Source organism: Bombilactobacillus sp. ESL1092 (assembly GCF_058107465.1).
Window position 1 is genome coordinate 982451 of the sequence record NZ_CM176594.1, and the last position, 16278, is coordinate 998728.

A 16278-nucleotide genomic window follows, 5' to 3' on the forward strand; every position below is an offset into this window, starting at 1 on the left:
AAACAAGTGATGAACCGTTTTTTTAATTAGTAATAGATGCTTAATTTAATAAACCGGGCGGTCTGCACCTTGAGTGTCCGGATCAGCGATACCAATACTTTCGTAACTATATTGCTTTGGATCGGCAATTATTTTTAAAATTGCGTCCGCAATACTTTGACGTGAGCCTGAAACACCTAAATAAGGTTGCGCTTGAGTCGTAATTTGATACTTGATTGCGGGGCGGTCGTTTAACCAAGGTAAACGCAATGTTGTGTAATTTAAACCAGATTCTTTGAGGATTTGGTCGCTCTGTCTAGCAGATGGTAAACCGCGTCCAATATATTCAGCGTTCCAGCGGCCAAATTCACCGCCAACTTCGTGATATAATCCCAGCACATTGGCAAACAGTACCCGGTTAACCCCCTGCTGTTTCATAGCAGTAACTACGTTTTGGGTGATGCGATTTTTTGAATCGTGATCAACGACGGCTACAAAGACTAAAGCTTGGTCTATCATGGCTTGGTTTACTGCCACCTCATCTAATAAATCGCCTTCGATTAAAGTTACCCGGGAATTATTTTGGTAGCGGTCTAGACGCTGTTTGTTTCTTAAAAATAAAGTTAAATGAATATTTTGAAATTGTTGTTCGGACAGAATTCGTTCTTCAACAATCCGTGCGATCTGCCCGTTGGCTGCCATAATTAAAATATTAGTCATTTGCTAAAACCTTCTTTATTACAAATTTTAGTGGCAGTGTACACCTTGGAGTCGACTCTAAGACAAGATTAATTCAGTCTGTTTTTTAGAAAAAGATTATAATCAAGTTGAAAAATATAATATTGGAGGATTGCAAAATGGCTTATTTTAAGGGTATTTCACATGTTGGTATCACTACGCAAGATTTTGACCAGAGTGTTGACTTGTATGAAAAATTAGGTTTTCAGTTAATTAATCAAGAAGACAATCAAGGCAGTAAAGTCGGTTTCTTGCAACTAAATGACTTGCTGATTGAATTATATGAAGCACCGATTAATCCTGTGAATGGTGCAATTAATCACCTGGCATTAGATACCGATGACATTCAAGCAGCCTATGATTATGTGCACCAATTGGGTTTTGAATTTATTGATGACCAGGTGATGCATTTACCATTTTGGGAACATGGAATTAGTTATTTTAATTTTTACGGTCCGAACCATGAAATTATTGAAGTTTGTCAGAGAAATCAAAAATAAACAAAAAATGCAGTTTACAAATGTTTTGTAAACTGCATTTTTAATAGAAATATTATTCAACTTCAGAAAATTGTTTGATCAAAGTCTGCAGTGAAGGCTGACTTGTTGCTGAGACATCGTAAAGTTTACGATAATGATCAATTGTAGGTTGATCAAATAGATCTTCATTGACGGGAACAAAACTGGTATCAATTGGATCAATATTTTGAATCTTTGCATCTAACACAATAGGTAGATGATTACCTTGCTTTTGTAATTCATCAATTTGTTGCATGGCTTGCTGTAATTCACTTAAGTTCTGCACGGTAAAACCGTGAGCGCCCATGGCTGTGGCCACTTGTCCCCAATCAGCCCCTAATAAGTTGATGCCATACATGGATTGTTGATTTTGAATTTTTTCATGTTCGATATAACCAAAGGAATTATTTTCCAAAACGACATTGATGACTGGTAATTGATATTTGACCTCGGTTAATAAATCAGGCATGACCATTGCAAAGCCACCGTCGCCAGAAATACTCCAAACTTGTTGGTTAGGGTAATTCAATTGGGCGGCTAAGCCTGCGGGTAAGCCAAAGCCCATGGTCCCATACCAGGGGGACATGGTAAATGATTGGTCTTGATTAAATGGTAATTGGCGAATAGACCATTCTGTATTATTACCAACATCTAAACCATAAACGGCATTGTTCGTACTGTGTTCTTTAATGGCTTGAATCACACCTTCAGCTCGCAAGCCGTCTTTGTCATCTTGGGCGCATTGCAGTAACCATTGATCCCAATTAGCTTTGTTTTGCTTAGCTGCTTTGACAAACGGAGTTTCAGGTCGTTGATAGCCACTAGCTAATAACGCTTTGAAAAATTCGGCACTATCAGCTAAAACGGTCACGCTGGCATCGTATTGTTTGCCCAAATCGGCTAAATTATTATTCACTTGAATAAATTTGACAGAATCGGGTAAAAAGCGCGCAAACGGATAATTGGAACCAACAAAGATAACTAAATCGCTCGCGTTAGTAACTTCAAAGCCAGGTTTGGTCCCTAATCGACCCCGTGAACCCATGAAGTTGGGATGGTCAGTTGGAATAACGCCAGTTGCAGGAACGGTGGTTAAGACGGGTAAGTTTAATTGTTCCACGACTTGTACTGCCAGTTCTCTTGTTCCCTTGGTGCCTTGACCTAGCCACAAAACGGGCCGTTGCGCTTCTTTTAAAGCTGTAATAACCTGTTGGATCTCCGTTGCAGTTGGCTTTAATAAATTAGCCGGTTTGTGGGCAATGGCAGCTGTTTGGAAACCTTGAAAATCAATTTCTTGGCCTGATAAATCATCCGGTAAAATGACAACGGAAACTGATTTAGTAGCATAAGCATGACGAATAGCTTCGTCTACTAAGTAAGGAATCTGTTCAGCTGTAGTAGCTTGCTTATGAAATTCTGCTACGTCGGCAAAGATGGGATCTTCATTCATTTCTTGGAAAAAGTTCGTATTCATAATGCCAGTGGCTGATTGACCGACGAGTGCTAAAACGGGGACATGATCCATCTTGGCATCATATAAGCCATTCAACAGGTGGACACCACCGGGACCAGCAGAAGCAAAACTAACGCCAATTTTACCAGTCAACTTAGCATCAGCGGTGGCTGCTAAAGCACCAATCTCTTCATGACGGACTTGAATGTACTTGAGCTGTTCACGTTCTTGATATAAACCTTCTACGGCATTATTGATTGAGTCAGCCGGAATACCATATAAATGATCAATGTTCCATTTGACTAAGACTTGAGCCAAAGCACGACCTGCAGTCATCTTGGTCATAAAATCACTCCTTAATTTGCGATTATTTAATTTTTAACAAGAAAAATCATGTTTTATGGTTTCATATATAGATTATTATACGGTCTTGAGGCGGTGACTGTTAATTATTTAGCTCAGCCGGTGCATGATGCTGCTGATAATTAGTGATGATTAATTGTACTAAACCTTGGGCAACGTTAGTATTTTTGAGTAAGGGACCGTGCGCATAGCTACCAATTGTATTTTTATAAATCATGCCTTCGACACCATCATCTGGATTATTGCCGTAACCTTCAATCATTTTGCCAAACGGTTTTAACTGCTTGGAATCATCAAAGAAAGTTTGCCCACTGTGATTTTCAAATGCATGAACTTCACCAAATTTGGTGGTGAAATGCGTATCACCAATCATTCGTTTTTGAGGATTAAAAACGGTGTGAAAGGGGAGAATGTCCAAACATTGAATGGTTTGCCCGCCACTCGTTTGATAATAGGAGCCCAAGAATTGATAGCCGCCACAAATTCCGAGCATGGGGCGATTGTCTTCAATGTAGTCGGTAATGGTTTGTTTGTGGCGTAAAATATCGTGCGCTACCACCGATTGCTCAAAATCTTGCCCACCACCAAAGAACAAAAAATCGTAGTCTAAGGCATTGAAGTCATCATTTAAGCTAATATTGGTTACGGTGCAATCAAAATTTTGCTGCTTTAAAAAATAACGTAAAATTTTGACATCGCCCGAATCACCGTAGGTGTTCATTAAATCTTCATATAAATAAGCAATTTTAACTGGTTGCATTCTTAGAATTTCCTCATTAAACTATTTACTATTAATCTCCAATAGTTTAAACTGTCTGATAAGAAAAGTCTAGGAGTGATCAACTTGCAAGCAATTGACCAACAACAATTACAGCGATTTCATCAAGATTTAAAACAACAACCAGCTGCGGCAATTAAAGGAGCTTTAGTGCAGAATAATGGGTTTAATAAAGCCACCCAAAATCAAGCACAGTTGCGGCAGTTAAACCCAGAATTTAATGTTGAAGTAGCCACTGGTAAAGTCTCGAATCAAAAAAAGTCTGGGCGCTGTTGGCTATTTTCAACGCTCACAACTTTGCGCACGAAGTTTGCGACGAAATATCAAATTAAAGATTTTGAATTATCTCAGAATTACCTGTCTTTTTATGACCGCTTGGAAAAAGCGAATGTTTTTTACCAACAAGTGATTGCAACCGCTGATCGGGAGTTAACGGATCGGTATGTGGCCCAATTATTAGCGGGACCGGATGAAGATGGTGGCCGTTGGAATTACGGATATAATTTGGTTCAAAAATACGGGGTGGTACCCAAATATGTGATGCCAGAAACTTATAATTCAGAACATACGCAGGAATTTTCCCAAGTTTTGAATACTAAATTGCGTAAAGACGCGGAAAAATTGCGCTCTTTAGTGCAACAACAAGCATCAGAGGAACAAGTACAACAAAGTATTAAAGCCATGCTCAGTGAAGTTTACCGTATTTGTGTGCTATGTTTTGGCCAGCCACCAGTTAACTTTGATTTAGAATTAAAAACGGATACTGGTAAATTAATTCAAGCAACGAACATTACACCACAACAATTTGCACAAGAATATTGTGCTTATCCATTTAACGACTATGTTTCTTTACTCAATGCGCCACAAGCTAGCAAACCATACGGTCGGACGTATCATCTCAAAGACGATACGAATATGGTGGGCACTAAGCAACAAAAAGATTTAAATTTGCCAATCGAACGTTTAAAGCAAATTGCCATTCAGCAATTACAAGCAGGAGATACAGTGTGGTTTGGCAATGATGTTAGTGCACAGTCTAATCGTCAGCAAGGACTATTAGCTGGTGATTTGTATCAGTATCAAGAATTATTGGCGATGGATTTAACGATGACAAAAGAACAACGCTTAGAAACTCGGCAAGCTCAAATGTCTCACGCCATGGTTTTGACTGGTGTTGATTTAGACGAACAGGGCCACGCACGCAAGTGGAAAGTGGAAAATTCTTGGGGCGAACAAGTCGGTACGAAAGGCTATTTTGTCATGGATGATCAATGGTTTAGTGACTATGTATACGAAATTATTGTTCAAAAAGCATTCTTGACTCCTGTGGAACAACAACAGTGGCAACAAGATCCAATTTTGGTTCCTGCTTGGGATCCATTGGCTTAACCCAGAAAATTTTAACAGTTAAATATTAAGATAATAAGAGATTAGATAAGGCAAAGGCCAATTATTTCTAATCTCTTATTTAATATTCATGTTTAATCATAAAAGAAAGTGAAAAATATGAAAATAGGAATGTTTTCAGCTTCAACACCCATTAGTGCACTCGCACCTCAGCGCTACTTACGAGCGGTTAATTTCTTGAAACAACAAGGTGTTTCGGTAGTGGCAGGGTCATTAACCGGACAAAGCGAGTTTTATCGTTCGGGCTCAATTCGGCAGCGTGCACAGGAAATTAACGAATTAATCTATCGGGAGGATATCCCTATTTTAATGGCTGCCATTGGTGGCAATAATACTAATTCAGTTTTACCCTATGTGGATTTTTCTTATTTAAACCGGCATCCCAAGACGATTATCGGTTATTCGGATACGACAGCCTTACTTTTAGCTGTGCAAGCGCAGGCTCCCAATTGTCGGGTGATTTATGGTCCGGCAGTGGTGGCTTCCTTTGGTGAATGGCCACCGTATGTGGATTTGATGTGGCAAGATTTATTAGCTGTTTTACAGGCTAGTACAACGGTAACTTTACACCAACGTCCATATTGGAGTGAGGAAGCTATTAATTGGGAAAAGTGGCAACATCCTAAAAAGCGCCATGCTAATCACTGGCATTATACAGTAACTCCTTATTTAACAGGTCGCGTGATGGGCGGCAATTTAAATACCATGGCGGGGATTTTTGGTACGAAATATTTTCCACGGCTGCAAACAGGTGACATTTTATTACTGGAAGATGCACAAAAAGATGCGGCGACGGTGGAACGTAGTTTTGCGCATCTAAAAATAGCGGGAGTCTTTGACCAAATTGGCGGTATTATTTTGGGAAAGCACGCCTTGTTTGACGATCAACAAAGTCACCAGCGCCCCATTGATATTTTACAAGAGGTCCTTAATAATCCTGACTTACCAATTATTTATGATTATGATAGTTGTCACACAGTGCCAATGTTGCCTACTGTTTTGGGAGCACAAATTCAGATTGATGCAGTTTCTAAAACAGTACAGTTTGATGTAACTCACAAATTTAATTCATAAACCCACCGCAAAGCATGTTGGTTATCTAGCAATTCAATCGTTCCCCGTTTTTGAAAACCAGTTTGTTCAATTAAATGTTGCATGCGTAGATTCTGCGGATGCGTATCAATGCGTAAATTTTGGTAACCTTGTTGATAAGCTTGCGTGATTAAATTAGACATGAGATAACGGCCCAGCTGTTGGCCGCTAAACTGTGGATTAACGGTAAAGCGGTGAATAACAGCATAAGGCTCATGACTGTGATAGTTGTTATTGGCTAAAGTTTGATAATTAGGATCAGGGCCATTAATTAGCGCTGCAGTACCAACAACTTGTTGTTGTAAACATAACGACCAACTGGCGTGTTGAGTGATATCCTGCTGGATTTGACGAATATTAGGATGGCCATCTTGCCACTGGTTGATGTGATCTTTTGCGAGAAGTTGTTGCGCGGCGGTAATGAGGGTTTGAATTTGCTGTAAATCATTATTTTGGGTTAAACGTAAAAAAGGTAACATAAAAGTCCTGCTTTCTATAAAACTTTGATTCCAGACAGCTGCGGAAAAAGAGCTAATTCTTGGGGTTAATTTTACTATAATGTTTGTTAAAAAAACATGTATAATAGTAGACAGTTATTGCGTTTACTAGCTAATTAAGATAGGATAATTGTGAAACATAAGCTATGTTTCACGTGAGGAGTTTACATGAGTCCGCAAGAATTTCAACAAGCCTTAAGTAAGGAAGGGGTTAATTTGTCATCCCAACAATTGACCCAATTTCAGCTATACCTAGATTTATTAATTCAGACCAATAAAGTGGTTAATTTAACGAGTATTACCGATCCCGCTGAAATTTATGTTAAGCATTTTTATGATTCGGCAGTAGCTCTCTTGGTGCAACCACAGTTACAACAAGCTGTGAGTTTAGCCGATATTGGTTCTGGCGCTGGTTTTCCAGGCTTAGTTTTAAAAATTATTAATCCTCAGTTGCAGTTAACGATTGTCGATTCGTTGCAAAAACGGATTAATTTTTTGGAGCAAGTCGTGCAAACTCTCCGGTTAGATAATGTCCAGTTGATTCATGCGCGTGCAGAAGAATTTGGCCGCCAAAAAGATTATCGGGAACACTTTGATTTTGTGACGGCGCGCGCGGTGGCTAAGTTACCCGCATTATTAGAATTGTGTTTGCCAGTGGTGAAGTTAGAGGGGACTTTTATTGCTTTAAAGTCTCAACAAGCACAAAATGAACTTGATCAAGCACAAAATGCTTTACAGGTTTTAGGTGGTCAAGTTACTAAATTACAACAATGGCAATTGCCGGAGCAAGCGGGGTTACGCGAATTAATTTTAATCAAAAAAATCCATAAGACACCAGCTAAATATCCCCGCAAGCCCGGAACGCCCACGAAACAACCGTTATAAGAGTTTTTGTCATAGTAGGAGGAGTACGGAGTGTCATTTTGGGAACACTTTAAAGAGAAAAATGGCCCTACCAAAACGGACCAAGTTCAAGAAATTCCGTTAGCACAAGTGATTGTTAATCGCTATCAGCCACGGCAAAAATTTGATAATGAGAAAATTTTAGAGTTAGCGCAGTCTATTGCTACTAATGGTTTATTGCAACCAATTATTGTGCGGTTAACAGCTGATCAAAAGTATGAGTTAATTGCTGGTGAACGGCGCTTTCGCGCTATTAGTCAGCTACAATGGTCCAAAATTCCGGCCATTGTACGCGATTATGATGACCAACAGTCGGCTTCATTAGCTTTAATTGAAAATTTGCAACGACAAGATCTCAATCCGATTGAGGAAGCCCAAGCTTATCAAAATTTGATGCAAATGAATCATTTGACGCAAAAGGATTTGGCGAAACATTTGGGTAAGAGTCAATCTTATATCGCTAATAAAATTCGCTTATTAAACTTAACCCCCACCGTGCAAACGGCTTTAGCCCAGGGGCAAATCTCTCAACGTCACGGCCGTGCCTTATTACAAGTACCGGTTGCGCATCAAAGTCAGTTATTAGCGCAAATTCAAGCTAAACACCTAACGGTGCAACAAACGGAGCGTTTAATTCAAAAAGAGCAACAACCAGCGCCTGCTAAGCAGCATAAAAAAATTCGGGCCTTAACTTCGAAAAGTTCACAATTAGCCATTAATACTGTGCGCGATTCAGTGAAATTGGCGCGAAAAAATGGAGCACAATTTGTTTACCAAGAAACAGAAACTGACCAAGAATACCAAATGATTATCACAATTAAAAAGGAGAACAAGCATGGTTAAAGTAATTTCACTCGCCAATCAAAAAGGTGGCGTTGGTAAAACAACGACGACCATTAACTTGGGTGCTTGTTTATCTGAACTAGGCCAGCGAGTATTAGTCATTGATATTGACCCGCAAGGCAATGCCACTAGTGGTTTAGGTATTAAGAAAGTTGATGTGGCACAAGATATTTACGATGTCATTATTAATGAAATGCCCTTGAAAGATACAATTATGCATACACAGCGCAAAAACTTGGACATTGTGCCCGCTACTATTCAATTAGCGGGGGCCGAAATGGAACTAACTTCAATGATGGCCCGTGAAACCCGCCTCAAGGAGGCCGTTGGTTCGATTGCTACTGATTATGATTACGTATTGATTGATTGTCCACCTTCCTTGGGGCAATTGTCCATCAATGCTTTTACTGCTAGCAATTCAATTATTATTCCAGTACAAAGCGAATACTATGCTTTGGAAGGATTGAGTCAATTGTTAAATACGATTCGCTTAGTGCAAAAACATTTTAATCCCGATTTAGCCATTGAAGGTGTGTTGTTAACAATGTTTGACGCGCGAACTAATCTTGGGACCCAAGTGGTAACGGAAGTACAAAGTTATTTTGGAGATCACGTTTATAAAACGATTATTCCACGGAATACTCGTTTAGCCGAAGCTCCTAGTTATGGTTTGCCGATTATTGATTTTGATCGTAAGTCACGGGGAGCGGAGGTCTATTTGCAATTAGCCAAGGAGGTTATGAACAACGATGCCCGATAAAAAGAGAAGCGGCTTAGGTCGCGGAATTGATGCCATCTTTTCAGATTTTGAAAATAATGAAATTAGTTCTGAAAATGTTGTTGAGATTTCCTTAGAAGCCATTCGTCCCAATCCGTATCAACCACGTAAAAGCTTTGATCGAGAAGCTTTAAATGAATTGGCGCAATCAATCAAAGAAAATGGCGTGTTTCAACCAATTGTGGTGCGTAAAAGTGTTAATGGCTACCAGATTGTAGTGGGGGAACGCCGTTTTCGCGCTAGTAAAATAGCTCAACGGCAAACAATTCCCGCCATTGTTCGGCAATTAGACGAAAGCCAAATGATGGAAATTGGCGTTTTGGAAAATCTCCAGCGTGAAGATTTAAATCCGATTGAAGAGGCACAGGCTTATCAAACTTTAATTGAAAAATTGCATTTAACGCAGGAACAAGTGTCGGAACGTCTGGGCAAGAGTCGACCTTATATTGCAAATTATTTACGCCTACTCAGTTTGCCTAACCAAACGAAACAATACTTAATTAATGGTCAATTGACGATGGCGCAAGCTCGGACTTTATTGACTTTTAAAGATCCACAAAAAATTGATCAAGTAGCGAAGATGGCCGTCCAACAAAGCTTAACTGTGCGACAATTAGAAGCAATGGCTAATCAACCTGTGAAAACCAAAAAGAAAATAACCAAATCTCCCTTCATTCGGGCCACTGAAGAGCAGTTGGTTGATAAGTTTGGCACTAGTGTGAAGGTGACCGATGGCAAAAATGGTAAAGGTAAAATTCAAATTGATTTTTCTTCGACGAAAGATTTAAATCGAATTTTAGATTTATTAGACATTTCTGTTGATTAAGGGGGCCAATATGTATCAGCTAGGTGATATTGTTTTAATGAAAAAACCGCATGCTTGTAGCTATAATCGCTGGGAGGTTGTGCGCTTAGGTGCCGATATTAAGATCCGGTGTTTAGGCTGCGGCCACCAAGTGATGATGCCTCGGGCGGAATTTAATAAAAAATTCAAAAAAATTATTACCAAAGAGCACGAAGTTAAAACCGCTCAAGAAGAATTTTATATCGCAACTGCAAAACTAAAAATACCTAATCAATTAAATTAATAAGGAGTTTAGATCATGGCTTTAACAGCAGGAATCGTTGGTTTACCTAATGTGGGTAAATCAACTTTATTTAATGCAATTACCAAAGCAGGAGCAGAAATGGCTAATTATCCCTTTGCCACTATTGATCCCAATGTCGGGATGGTTGAGGTGCCAGATGCGCGTTTAAAGCGGATTGATGAATTAATTCCCGCTAAGAAAATTGTTCATACCACATTTGAATTTACGGATATCGCCGGGATTGTTAAGGGTGCTAGCCAAGGTGAAGGTTTGGGTAATAAATTTTTAGAAAATATTCGCCAAGTGGATGCAATTGTGCACGTGGTGCGGGCCTTTGCTGATGATAATATCACTCATGTCAATGGTAAAATTGATCCCTTGGATGATATTGAAACGATTAATTTGGAATTAAGTATTGCGGACTTGGATAGTGTCAATAAGCGCTTAGCTAAAGTTGAAAAAGTAGCACGCACCAAAGATAAAGCGGCAGTGGCAGAATTAGCCGTTTTACAAAAAATTCAACCAGTCTTAGAAGCAGGCGGTGCCGTGCGGAGTATTGATTTCAGTGAGGAAGAGCAGCCAATCGTTAAGGGGTTATTTTTATTAACCGCCAAGCCAGTTTTATACGTAGCTAATATTGCTGAAGATGACATGGCCGATCCTACTCAATCACCATATTATCAACAAGTTGCAGACTATGCTGCAAAGGAAAATGCAGAAGTGATTGGTATTTCAGCCAAAACGGAAGAAGAAATTGCGGAATTAGATGATGATGAACGCCAAGTCTTTTTGGAAGCTGAAGGTGTAGAAGAATCCGGGTTAGATCGGTTGATTCGTGCTAGCTATCATTTATTAGGTTTAGCGACGTTCTTTACGGCTGGTGGTCCAGAAACCAGAGCTTGGACGTTTAAGCAAGGAATGAAAGCTCCCCAAGTGGCTGGAGTGATCCATTCAGATTTTGAACGGGGCTTTATTAAAGCTGAGACGGTTTCGTATGCCGATTTAGACAAATATGGTAGTATGCAAGCAGTCAAAGAAGCTGGACGTTTACGGCTTGAAGGTAAAGATTATGTAGTTCAAGATGGAGATATTATTGAATTCCGGTTTAATGTTTAGGAGTAGCTATGGATCCCAGAGATAAAAATAAACAAGCACAACAACACCAACAAGAACAACAGCAGCAACGTACTCAAAAACGAGAACATCAATTAGAAGTTGAAGAGCAAATTAAAGATGCCACGCCCGAACAATTACGTCAAAAACTAAGTAATAAAAATGAAGATTACTTATTTCGGTTGCAAAAAGGGCTGACACAGCAAGGAAAAACGCCACAACAAGCCCAAACATTGGTTGATGGTTTGCTACAAGAAGTCCTTGATAATCAAATTAAGGGGATTCCGGCGCGCCAACTTTATGGTTCCGTAACGACGAAAATCGATTCGTTGATTCATAAAAAGGCGCCGAAGGCTACAGCTTCCAATACACCGACTTGGCAAATGGCGGTGGATAATTCCTTGTTATTTGTAGCGATTTTTGCCATTATGTATGGAGTGATGAGCTTATTCATTAAGCATCCTAGTCGGCAAAACCAAAGTGGAATTTTATCTATTTTAGTGATTGCGATTGTTTGGGGCGTTTTATTCGGTTGGTTGAATAAACGCATGTTAGCAGAGGATCACAAACGCGAACCTTTCTGGAAAACCATTTTGATTATCATTATTGGTTTGTTGATCATGTTCTTTGTCTGGATGTTAACGGTGCTTGTCCCACCAGTCCTCAATCCGATTTTACCAGCTTGGGCTGAAATAGTAATTGCCATCGTAGCTTATGCAGCTCGCTGGGGCTTTCGGAAGTATTATCATATTACGTTTAGTTCGTTTACCGGACGGTAGAAATTTTAATTTTTGGAAATAATAGAGATTGAAGTGAAGTTTGCTGTTTAAGCTTTTACATTCAATCTTTTTCTTTTGGAGAAAATTGTCCTAAAAACGGCTGGTATACTTAAAAAAGTAATTGCTGGCAAACCTAATTAAAAATTGCCATTGTAATGAAAGAAATTAATTAATGTTATTGTCCCAACATCCTGGTTTTATTTACAGATGCCTAGCTGGGTTCCATTATTGTTTGTTACAGGTTATCTAGAGTAGGTACTTTTGCTTTAATTTTAGTGGTTATTTTCATTATTAAACTCATATTTATATACAAAAAAAGAGCAGAACAAAAAGTTGCTCACTTTTGTTCTACTCTTTTTACTGACTGAAAATAGCTAATTCTAAGCAGTGACGGTCTTATCTTTTTGTCCTAGACTAGCTAAGAACATTACAATTAAGCAGATAATACCAATCACGGCCATGATGCTCATCATACTACCAGTTGTGCTACCATTAGGTAGATAGAAAATATTGGTTAAAGCTTCCATTGGGAATTTAATTGGGGTCCAACTAAAGATAAAGTCTCTTTGGAATGCGGTTAAGGCTTCCTTAGGATAAGCAGCAACAGCCATTGATAACATCCAAACGGCCATTGCGATTAATTGACCGCCCATCCCCAACCAATCAAAGAGGGCACTGAGTAAATAGAAGAAGACTAAGACTGAGGTAAAGAGTATTCCGAGATAAGATCCAGTATTTGGAATTGGTACGGAGAAGGCACTGCTAATTCCGTAAATTACTAGTGTAACAATAGCAGCTAATAAAATACCAGAGACAGCTTGCTGTCCTACTAATCTAGTGGTTAAACGCTTGGTCTTGGTTTGGGCTTTCAAATAGCGCCATAGCATCATGTTACCCATCATGGCTCCAATCCAGATAAAGACCGTGGTCATCATTGGCATCATGCCGCTCATTGATTTATCAGGTACTTTATTGATATTCTTAACTTGGGGCACCATTAAATTATTAAGTGCGGAGTAGGCTTGTGGTGACAATTTAACGGATTTTTGAGCAAGTTGTAGGTTGATTTGTTTACTCATTCCTGCGTTTAATTTATTAATTAAGACCGGGAGGCCGGTAGTTAAAGCAGAACTGGCTGAGACGTTCGAACCTTGGCTAATAATGATTTTAACTTTAATCGGCTGTGGCGCAGCTGGCTCGGGCTTGTTGGTCATACTGGCGATAGCCACTTGCTGTACGTAAGTGCCAATTTGTTTTTGTTTTTGTGAGAAATTCTTTGGGAAAACAATAATTCCGTAAGCCTTGTGTTCGTTAATTGCCTTTTTGGCAGTTGAAACAGAATCTTTTTTAATAAATTTGATTTTGGCATCTTTTTTGGTGCCAGCATCATGTAATTTATCAGCTATTTTCTGGGACTGGGGACCTTTGTCCAGATCAACCACTGCCACGGGTAATTTTTTAACAGCTACGTTATTGCGGACACCGATTTGAATACCACCTAAAAAGGTTACCATTAAGGTGGCAGCAATTATCGCAATCCAAAAGCCTTTAGCTTTTAAGAAATTGAAAAATTTCATACTTGTGAAAACTCCTTTGCTTGTGTGATTGTTCCATTTTAGCCACATTAATATTAAAAATCATTAGTTAATTTTTCTGAAAGTGTTCGTTTTGCGACATTTTTAAGCAAAGTGCTCACTATTTGAGGAGAAAATATGGATTTACGTAAAAAAAAGACAATAAAAGCTATTGTAGAGGCCTTTATAGAATTGGTTAATAAAAACGGCTATCACAAATTAACGATTAATCAATTAGCCCAAAAAGCAATGATTAATCGCAATACGTTTTATAACTATTTTGAAGATAAAGAAGATTTAGTAGAAAAATTAAGTCAGAGATTTATTGTAGATTCTAAGGACGTGTTAGACAACGCGATCACAAACCAAAGTGCTGAGCACATTCATTATTTTTTTGAACATCGTGAGTTGATTCAAGCACTATTTAATAGTAAATTTTATTCACAACATCAAGATTTTGAGAGTCAATTGGCGCAATCTTTTAAAGAATTATTACATCAAAAGTATCAATGGTCGCCGGATTCATTACAGTCGTCGTTGGTTAGTATTAATGCTATTTCTGTGATTAAGTATATTGTCTCGACTGAGATCGAAATTACGGCTGAACAAATTAATCAAGCTCGTCAGGCAATGTTTTCGGTAATTAATCAAGGCGCCGATAAATAATTGGAATATTCAAAGAGCGTTGTCCAACTTCTGCTTGGAAGTTGAACAACGCTCTTTTGCTGATGGAGATTAATTATTACTTGTCATTTAATTGTTCGATATATTTTAAACCACCGTAAAATTCCATGGCTAAATGGAAAAAATGACCTTCAACGATTTCATCAGGAACATTTTCAGGCCAGTAGACTTGGCTTCAAGCAATTTGCATAGTCACATAACTTTCATAAATTCGGCTGATGATAACCTTATGATTAATGATCATGATAAAAATATATGGTAGGAACTATTTATCTAAATCTTTAGCAATTTGTTGCATTCCGACTTCAATATCGTTGATCCGCTGGGAGTATTCGCCGAGCTTATCAGTATAGGTATCAGCTTTAGCGGTACTAGTGAGGTTTTTATAATGTAATTTATGTTCGAGGCTAGCCCACATGTTCATGCCGCTAGTGCGTAATTGCACTTCCACGGGAATATCTTTGTGCGTTTGATTGGCTAAAAAGACCGGGACACTAACAACTAAGTGCAACCCACGGTAACCGTTAGGTTTAGGGTGATTTAAGTAATCTTTACTTTTGATTAATTTGACGTCGTCTTGATTAATTAAGGCTTCTTTAACGCGCAAGATATCATCCAGATAATTGGTAATAACGCGAATGCCAGCAATATCGAGCATGTTTTTATTGATACTTTCAATTGAATAAGGGAGCTGTTTGCGTTCTAGTTTATCAAATAAACTGGCGGGACTTTTGATTCGCTCTTCAATGAGATTAATCGGATTGTGATGGTGCGTGATGGAATACTCATCATCTAAGTTTTCTAACTTCGTGCCGATCTCTTTAATGGCAGAACGGCGTAACATATATAGGTTAATTAGTTGAGTGAGATCAATGTCTTGATCTTTCATGAGGACGGAACTAATCTGCATTTCAATTTGGTCAATACTTAAAAAATTATTACGTTCTAGAATCATAAGAGAACCTCCAATGTTCATTATTATAGAACTTTTTGTTTGGTAGAACTATTTTGAAAGTTTGAAGATTTTGTGCTTGAAAGCCGAAAAAATTTATATTAAAATTACACATTGTAATATTGTTTTTACAAATATAAGGAGATGGAAAATGGTTAATCGACGTGTAACTAAGGAGCAGATTGTTCAAGTTGCGCAGCAAATCGTTTTTGATGATGGCATTCGTTCGCTATCATTTCCACTCATCGCCCAAAAATTGGATATTCGTTCGCAAACTTTGTACAATTACTTTAAAAATCTGCAAGATTTAATCAATCAGATTGGTGCGGACTTTATGGACAATTTGTATCAATTATTTATGGATAATTTGCTTGGTCTGTCCGGCAAAGCGGCGTTTCAAAAGTATGGGGAAGTGGCCCATCATTATTTTGAAAGTCAGGGTAAACTGGTGGAACTAGTTTATGAAGTCCATCGCTTTAATCATGATAGCCTGTTTTATCAAAAGACAGCCCGTAATTGGCAAATCTTGGATAAATTGGTCACGGGGGTGCATTTGAAGCATATGCATGCGAAAAATTTTGTCCAAACTTTTATTAGTGCGGTACTCGGCTTTACCGCTATTGAAATGATGGGCTTCTTACCATCTGAGCAAAAGCAACGCCAACAGTCATTTCAAGAACTACTGGCTTTGCAGCTCAATGAAATTATTGAATAACTAAGAGAAATTAATAAGGAGTAG

At 38.6% G+C, this 16278-nt stretch carries 18 protein-coding genes; 12 read left to right on the forward strand and 6 right to left on the reverse strand.

Annotation, left to right across the window (positions count from 1 at the left end; genetic code table 11):
- Nucleotides 1-45 precede the first annotated feature (45 nt).
- Nucleotides 46-699, reverse strand: a complete 654-nt coding sequence (locus AC3B6Y_RS04505) for an NAD(P)H-binding protein (RefSeq protein ID WP_489790512.1) — start codon at nt 697-699, stop codon at nt 46-48.
- Between the two features lie 137 nt (nt 700-836).
- On the opposite strand from AC3B6Y_RS04505, the gene AC3B6Y_RS04510 reads away from it, so the two are divergent.
- Nucleotides 837-1217, forward strand: coding sequence for a VOC family protein (locus AC3B6Y_RS04510; RefSeq protein WP_489769329.1), 381 nt, complete (start codon nt 837-839; stop codon nt 1215-1217).
- Nucleotides 1218-1269: 52 nt separating this feature from the next.
- On the opposite strand, the gene AC3B6Y_RS04515 is transcribed toward AC3B6Y_RS04510, so the two are convergent.
- Together AC3B6Y_RS04515 and AC3B6Y_RS04520 are read right to left on the reverse strand one after the other, a co-directional pair.
- Nucleotides 1270-3033 (reverse strand): thiamine pyrophosphate-dependent enzyme, encoded by a 1764-nt coding sequence (locus AC3B6Y_RS04515; protein WP_489756941.1) that lies wholly within the window; start codon nt 3031-3033, stop codon nt 1270-1272.
- A 100-nt stretch (nt 3034-3133) separates the two neighbouring features.
- Nucleotides 3134-3811 (reverse strand): type 1 glutamine amidotransferase, encoded by a 678-nt coding sequence (locus AC3B6Y_RS04520; protein WP_489769327.1) that lies wholly within the window; start codon nt 3809-3811, stop codon nt 3134-3136.
- Nucleotides 3812-3895: 84 nt separating this feature from the next.
- On the opposite strand from AC3B6Y_RS04520, the gene AC3B6Y_RS04525 reads away from it, so the two are divergent.
- The gene (locus AC3B6Y_RS04525) at nt 3896-5218 is read left to right on the forward strand and encodes a C1 family peptidase (protein ID WP_489756943.1); all 1323 of its coding nucleotides are present in this window, start codon (nt 3896-3898) and stop codon (nt 5216-5218) included.
- Nucleotides 5219-5335: 117 nt separating this feature from the next.
- Complete coding sequence (locus AC3B6Y_RS04530) at nt 5336-6310, forward strand: S66 family peptidase (protein ID WP_489756944.1); 975 nt, start codon at nt 5336-5338, stop codon at nt 6308-6310.
- On the opposite strand, the gene AC3B6Y_RS04535 is transcribed toward AC3B6Y_RS04530, so the two are convergent.
- Nucleotides 6292-6807, reverse strand: coding sequence for a GNAT family N-acetyltransferase (locus tag AC3B6Y_RS04535; protein WP_489756945.1), 516 nt, complete (start codon nt 6805-6807; stop codon nt 6292-6294). The genes AC3B6Y_RS04530 and AC3B6Y_RS04535 overlap by 19 nt on opposite strands.
- Before the next feature lie 186 nt (nt 6808-6993).
- Here AC3B6Y_RS04535 and rsmG point away from each other — a divergent pair, with 186 nt between their 5' ends.
- From rsmG to AC3B6Y_RS04570, 7 genes are read left to right on the forward strand one after another with little or no spacing between them, the layout of a single operon-like run.
- Nucleotides 6994-7710: a 16S rRNA (guanine(527)-N(7))-methyltransferase RsmG gene (gene rsmG / locus AC3B6Y_RS04540; protein ID WP_489756946.1), complete on the forward strand. Its 717-nt coding sequence runs from the start codon at nt 6994-6996 to the stop codon at nt 7708-7710.
- Nucleotides 7711-7740: 30 nt separating this feature from the next.
- Nucleotides 7741-8571 carry a nucleoid occlusion protein gene (gene noc, locus AC3B6Y_RS04545; protein WP_489769324.1) on the forward strand — a complete coding sequence of 277 codons (831 nt, stop codon included), beginning with the start codon at nt 7741-7743 and terminating at the stop codon, nt 8569-8571.
- Entirely contained in the window at nt 8564-9331 is a 768-nt protein-coding gene (locus AC3B6Y_RS04550) for a ParA family protein (RefSeq protein WP_489756948.1), read from the forward strand. Before noc ends, AC3B6Y_RS04550 begins: the two co-directional genes overlap by 8 nt.
- Entirely contained in the window at nt 9321-10175 is an 855-nt protein-coding gene (locus tag AC3B6Y_RS04555; RefSeq protein ID WP_489774667.1) for a ParB/RepB/Spo0J family partition protein, read from the forward strand. Before AC3B6Y_RS04550 ends, AC3B6Y_RS04555 begins: the two co-directional genes overlap by 11 nt.
- A 10-nt stretch (nt 10176-10185) precedes the next feature.
- Nucleotides 10186-10437, forward strand: a complete 252-nt coding sequence (locus AC3B6Y_RS04560) for a DUF951 domain-containing protein (protein ID WP_489756950.1) — start codon at nt 10186-10188, stop codon at nt 10435-10437.
- A 15-nt stretch (nt 10438-10452) separates the two neighbouring features.
- Nucleotides 10453-11553, forward strand: coding sequence for a redox-regulated ATPase YchF (ychF, locus tag AC3B6Y_RS04565; RefSeq protein ID WP_489756951.1), 1101 nt, complete (start codon nt 10453-10455; stop codon nt 11551-11553).
- 8 nt (nt 11554-11561) lie between these two features.
- Nucleotides 11562-12329, forward strand: a complete 768-nt coding sequence (locus AC3B6Y_RS04570; RefSeq protein WP_489790109.1) for a DUF1129 family protein — start codon at nt 11562-11564, stop codon at nt 12327-12329.
- A 380-nt stretch (nt 12330-12709) separates the two neighbouring features.
- Here AC3B6Y_RS04570 and AC3B6Y_RS04575 read toward each other — a convergent pair whose 3' ends face one another.
- Entirely contained in the window at nt 12710-13906 is a 1197-nt protein-coding gene (locus AC3B6Y_RS04575; RefSeq protein ID WP_489790108.1) for a YhgE/Pip domain-containing protein, read from the reverse strand.
- A 135-nt stretch (nt 13907-14041) separates the two neighbouring features.
- Between AC3B6Y_RS04575 and AC3B6Y_RS04580 the strand changes: the two genes are divergently transcribed.
- Nucleotides 14042-14569, forward strand: coding sequence for a TetR/AcrR family transcriptional regulator (locus tag AC3B6Y_RS04580; protein WP_489774671.1), 528 nt, complete (start codon nt 14042-14044; stop codon nt 14567-14569).
- A 283-nt stretch (nt 14570-14852) separates the two neighbouring features.
- Here the strand turns inward: AC3B6Y_RS04580 and AC3B6Y_RS04585 are convergent, their stop codons facing one another.
- Nucleotides 14853-15542 carry a GTP pyrophosphokinase gene (locus AC3B6Y_RS04585; RefSeq protein WP_489790107.1) on the reverse strand — a complete coding sequence of 230 codons (690 nt, stop codon included), beginning with the start codon at nt 15540-15542 and terminating at the stop codon, nt 14853-14855.
- 148 nt (nt 15543-15690) lie between these two features.
- Between AC3B6Y_RS04585 and AC3B6Y_RS04590 the strand changes: the two genes are divergently transcribed.
- Nucleotides 15691-16254, forward strand: a complete 564-nt coding sequence (locus AC3B6Y_RS04590; RefSeq protein WP_489790514.1) for a TetR/AcrR family transcriptional regulator — start codon at nt 15691-15693, stop codon at nt 16252-16254.
- The last annotated feature ends 24 nt before the right edge of the window (nt 16255-16278 follow it).

Coding starts and splice junctions, on each gene's coding strand:
- AC3B6Y_RS04505 (WP_489790512.1), bottom strand. CDS start 699: ATGACTAATATTTTAATTATGGCAGCCAACGGGCAGATCGCACGGATT.
- AC3B6Y_RS04510 (WP_489769329.1), top strand. CDS start 837: ATGGCTTATTTTAAGGGTATTTCACATGTTGGTATCACTACGCAAGAT.
- AC3B6Y_RS04515 (WP_489756941.1), bottom strand. CDS start 3,033: ATGACCAAGATGACTGCAGGTCGTGCTTTGGCTCAAGTCTTAGTCAAA.
- AC3B6Y_RS04520 (WP_489769327.1), bottom strand. CDS start 3,811: ATGCAACCAGTTAAAATTGCTTATTTATATGAAGATTTAATGAACACC.
- AC3B6Y_RS04530 (WP_489756944.1), top strand. CDS start 5,336: ATGAAAATAGGAATGTTTTCAGCTTCAACACCCATTAGTGCACTCGCA.
- AC3B6Y_RS04535 (WP_489756945.1), bottom strand. CDS start 6,807: ATGTTACCTTTTTTACGTTTAACCCAAAATAATGATTTACAGCAAATT.
- rsmG (WP_489756946.1), top strand. CDS start 6,994: ATGAGTCCGCAAGAATTTCAACAAGCCTTAAGTAAGGAAGGGGTTAAT.
- AC3B6Y_RS04550 (WP_489756948.1), top strand. CDS start 8,564: ATGGTTAAAGTAATTTCACTCGCCAATCAAAAAGGTGGCGTTGGTAAA.
- AC3B6Y_RS04555 (WP_489774667.1), top strand. CDS start 9,321: ATGCCCGATAAAAAGAGAAGCGGCTTAGGTCGCGGAATTGATGCCATC.
- AC3B6Y_RS04560 (WP_489756950.1), top strand. CDS start 10,186: ATGTATCAGCTAGGTGATATTGTTTTAATGAAAAAACCGCATGCTTGT.
- ychF (WP_489756951.1), top strand. CDS start 10,453: ATGGCTTTAACAGCAGGAATCGTTGGTTTACCTAATGTGGGTAAATCA.
- AC3B6Y_RS04570 (WP_489790109.1), top strand. CDS start 11,562: ATGGATCCCAGAGATAAAAATAAACAAGCACAACAACACCAACAAGAA.
- AC3B6Y_RS04575 (WP_489790108.1), bottom strand. CDS start 13,906: ATGAAATTTTTCAATTTCTTAAAAGCTAAAGGCTTTTGGATTGCGATA.
- AC3B6Y_RS04580 (WP_489774671.1), top strand. CDS start 14,042: ATGGATTTACGTAAAAAAAAGACAATAAAAGCTATTGTAGAGGCCTTT.
- AC3B6Y_RS04585 (WP_489790107.1), bottom strand. CDS start 15,542: ATGATTCTAGAACGTAATAATTTTTTAAGTATTGACCAAATTGAAATG.
- AC3B6Y_RS04590 (WP_489790514.1), top strand. CDS start 15,691: ATGGTTAATCGACGTGTAACTAAGGAGCAGATTGTTCAAGTTGCGCAG.